The sequence below is a fragment of the Gemmatimonas sp. genome (genome assembly GCF_041689975.1).
In the GTDB taxonomy this organism is placed as follows: domain Bacteria; phylum Gemmatimonadota; class Gemmatimonadetes; order Gemmatimonadales; family Gemmatimonadaceae; genus Gemmatimonas.
The window spans coordinates 1-3,824 of sequence record NZ_JBDNFF010000376.1; the positions used below are offsets into that span (position 1 = coordinate 1).

A 3,824-nucleotide genomic window follows, 5' to 3' on the forward strand; every position below is an offset into this window, starting at 1 on the left:
AAGCGAGTAAACATTGGTGGGCAATGTGTGTCTCGACGACCTCGCCGAGGGCCCGCCACCCCTCCATACCAACGATCCCACACACGCACCTCACGATCATGTTGTTCCTCAGCGACATCGATGCGGATAACATTATCCGCGAGCTCGGTAAGACACCGGCGCCGACGCCGCGCCGTGGCGTGCGTACGGCGATGGAGTTTTTCGGGCGCTATCTGCCGCATCTCGACCGACGGCATCAGCTCAGCTATCTGAAGGCCATGGACCTCAGCAAGCCGGTGGCGCTGGTAGACCTGTTGCGTGGCGAAGAAGTGGCGGCCTTTCGCTACCACCTAGCGGACTTCGGGGAATTTCACGCGCGCGTCGGGGCAAATCCCGCCAGGCTTGGCGTGCTGCTCCGCGGTCGCCAGTTCCGCCGCTTTGAGGTCGTGCAGCGCGTAGCGGCGCTGTCGTCGTACACCGGCGCGTTCCAGCAGCTACAGCTGGGCTCCGGCGGCGCGGAACAGCTCATTATTCCTGGTGCGCCCTTGGTACTTCGGGTCACCCAGCGCGGCATCGAGACGCGCTGAGCTGCGGGTCGAACGTTGGTTCGCCTATGGCCTTGACGTGAGCGCCGACGGTTGCGCGCATGACGAGCGCGCGCGGCGGGGGCCGGACCACGCGAGCCCCACGCGAGGCAGATCCACCAAGTTGACGCGACCGGGCTGACTCCGCACAGCGAGCCGCACTTCCACGGTGTGGGGGGCGAACGCAAGGCCGTCCTCATCGGCATAGCCACCATCGTCTGTGCGATCAATGCTCAGCTGACCGGATGCATCGAGTACCAACCAGTCGACGTGGCGTGGCCCACCCTCCGTCCCTGCGTATCCTCCAACAAAGAGCGCAGAAGCGCTCGCGAGCGGTTCGAGCAGGTGCAGCGGGGAGACAGCGTATGGCGTGTCAGGGTAGGCATGGAGGGGAGGCACGAGGGTGAACAGCGAACTCGCGTTATGGACAACAGGACCAGCTATCCAGTTTTAGCAACCCGTCGCGCGGCCGCTTCACTCCCCTCGTTCGGTGACCGGTGCCGGCGGCCCGTTCAGACCCGGGGGCACGCTCGGCGTCTACGCTCTGTCACCTGCCGGCGCGTTTGCCGCGCGCCTTGTTTCTAAGCGGCGTTGCGGCGCCACGTCGCTCTTGGCGCGCGCAGGGCCCCCAGTGCTCGGCTCGCTTGCGAGTACGGGCGTGACCGCTCTCTGTAACTGTACGCCGACGCCTTCAACCGTCCCCTTGAACCGCTTGGCGAATTCCGCGATGTCCGGCTCGAGTCGGCGAGGCGTTTGATATGGACGCGTACACGGAACGGCGAACGTGCAGATCCACCGGCCCTCAAACGTTCGGGTACTGGTCGCGAACACGCCTACGGGGGGGGCGCTCGATGCGCCCTCCGCGTTCGACAGCGTCCTCAAAAGGAGAAGAAATTCGACAGTGTATAGCGAAATCTGAGTGGCAGGCATGCGCGTTTTCCGGTGAGTGGCGAGAAGAGCAACATCAGCGACTAGCACCCAGTCTGCGAGGGCCGGCCGGCACATGCCAAGATGCTGCGTGCTTCTTCCGTCCAAAGGCTCGTGCGAAGCGATGAGCGGTGGCGTCACCCACCGCGTCGCACCACCCGGGATCCCTCACCGCGCACTCGCGGCGGCACCATTTCCGCACTCGACAGGCTATGTGGCAGAGCAGTGTGGCAGCCGGTCACTTTAGCGCCTCTTGGTTCGGGCCGGGCAGACCTTATAGGCTGTAGCGACGCTGTTCGCGGGTACAGCGACATTCGACTTCGCCAGACCGGACGAGGTCCGTAGTCCCGGGCAGTCCAACGCGTGGCACTGTGCCCATGCGTGTCGAATGGACGCCGCGTCTCAGGCAACGTACACGAAAGTTGGTCGTCTCGGTGATCCTGAGACTCACATAACGCCGGTGTTTCAGGCGAACGGCACGCACTCTCTCATCAATCAACCAGCGGCGTCTCGCCACTCCCATTCTGTCTGTGCGATTCAGAATGCTCTCCCCGTGCACATCGAAGACAAAAGGTGATGCCTCATCCGCCTCCCGGGATCCCTCACCCTGAATCAGGAAGCGAGCGGATGATGGTAGGCGCACCGAGAGGCTCGGTCGAGCCCATCAACGTGGCACGCGTGTTTCTCGTAGCCCCCGCAGGTTGCTCGCAGAGTCGTCAACGGCACTCATTGACTTGCCCGGGACCGTCACGACACGAAGTGCGCATCGGTGTCGATCCGGCGTGCAACAACGAACTCTCGGATTCCCTGCGAATTGGTGGTAGCCGCTGCTCGGTGACGAATGGGAGCGGTGAAGGATCCCGGGCGGCGGAACGTGTCCACCGCTCAGCGCCTGTGAGTGCATGCGCTCACGTCGATGTCAGCAGCAGGTGGCCCCCTTGATTGCCCGCTGCGTGTCGAAATCGTCAAGCGCGTGACGAAGCGCTAAAACGAGTGGCGCGAAGGACTGGTCCAAGTTGATGCAACGTCTTGCGAGGCTTGCCTCAACATCGCGGAACAAGGCACCAGCGCCGATAACGAGAATACTTCTTTTGAGGCGCCATGGCTCGCCGCGTTGATTGCGTTGGCTGCCGACCCCACTTGGTCGAGCGCGCAACAGGTTGCTTCGTCACCGCAGACTCCGCGCGCTGTACTGCTTACGCTCGCGCGAAACCAGAGCCTGGGGGTGCGACATGCAGTGTTTTGGAATGAGGCTGTTGACGACTCGCTTCTCGCGTTGTTCGCTCACGACTCGCACACACCGTTACGCATGTGCGCGCTTGAGCGCAGCAACGCTATACCTCTCGGCTGCGTCGTGGTCGCCATTGCTGACATGGGCGTGTCCTTCCGGAAGCGCGGCCTATTCGTGATGCGCTCCCGCGCCCAAGAGTTGATTACGGCTCCATCGACGCTCGCTGCGGATGTCCTCGAGGCAATGAGCGACGACATCTTGCGCGCTGGTCGCACGTGGTCTGCGCGCCCGGAATCGATTGTCGATCGGATTCCCGTAGTCCGCCAAGCGGGCATTCTGGCGCGCTGGTGTACGGTGTCAGACGAGAGGCGGAAGCCGTGCTCACGAGGCTTGCCATATTGTGGGAGGGGGTGACGCCCTGTTGGGAGGTCATGGAAGCGTTCTGCGCGGGGCGGTTTACCCTTTACGCCCTCAGTGAACGTGTTCGCAAAGGTGGCATCGATGGCGCCGTCGCGTTGCTTCAGGAAACGCGTGTGGCAGTGAAGAAATCAGCGTCCGCGATCGACTTGATTCCGCTCGTACTGCAGTGGAAGGACTCCCCGCTGAAGCGGCAGGATGGCAAAGGAATGATCACCGTCGACACGCGGCTGCAATCCGTTGCTCGGGTGCTCAAACTGGTGTGCCCAGACCTGGCGAAGTGGAACACGGACTGTGCACTCGCATCCCGGCCGACGAAGCGGAATGCGCCGCCGAAGGTGCGCCCGCCCATGCCGACGCTTCGCCCGTTTCCGCTGGCGGATTTCACGGCGGAGCGCATTCAGTTGCACCTGCGCGCGCATTACCGCATGGAGCCGACCGATGAGCAGCGCGACGCACTCGAAAGCTCGCGTCCCGATGTGCCGCAAATGACACGCGGATTGCTCGAAGGTCAGGGCGACGGCGCGCGCGCGGCGTTCGATGCATTCCGAATCCTCGCCCGATGGTTGATTGCCAACGGACACGTGGATGAGGATCCCACGGCCAGGCTGGACAAGCCGAGCGCCTCGGCCATGAAGCTCATCAAGCTCGACTCGGCACCCGACGTCGATCGCTTGGCAGGCCGA

At 63.3% G+C, this 3,824-nt stretch carries 2 protein-coding genes; both read left to right on the plus strand.

Annotated features, from left to right (window positions below; translation table 11 throughout):
* Positions 1-98: 98 nt before the first annotated feature.
* Positions 99-566 (plus strand): hypothetical protein, encoded by a 468-nt coding sequence (locus ACESNG_RS21590; RefSeq protein WP_373070799.1) that lies wholly within the window; start codon positions 99-101, stop codon positions 564-566.
* Positions 567-3,152: 2,586 nt separating this feature from the next.
* The coding region (locus tag ACESNG_RS21595) for a hypothetical protein (protein WP_373070801.1) at positions 3,153-3,824 on the plus strand (672 nt) is incomplete at its 3' end.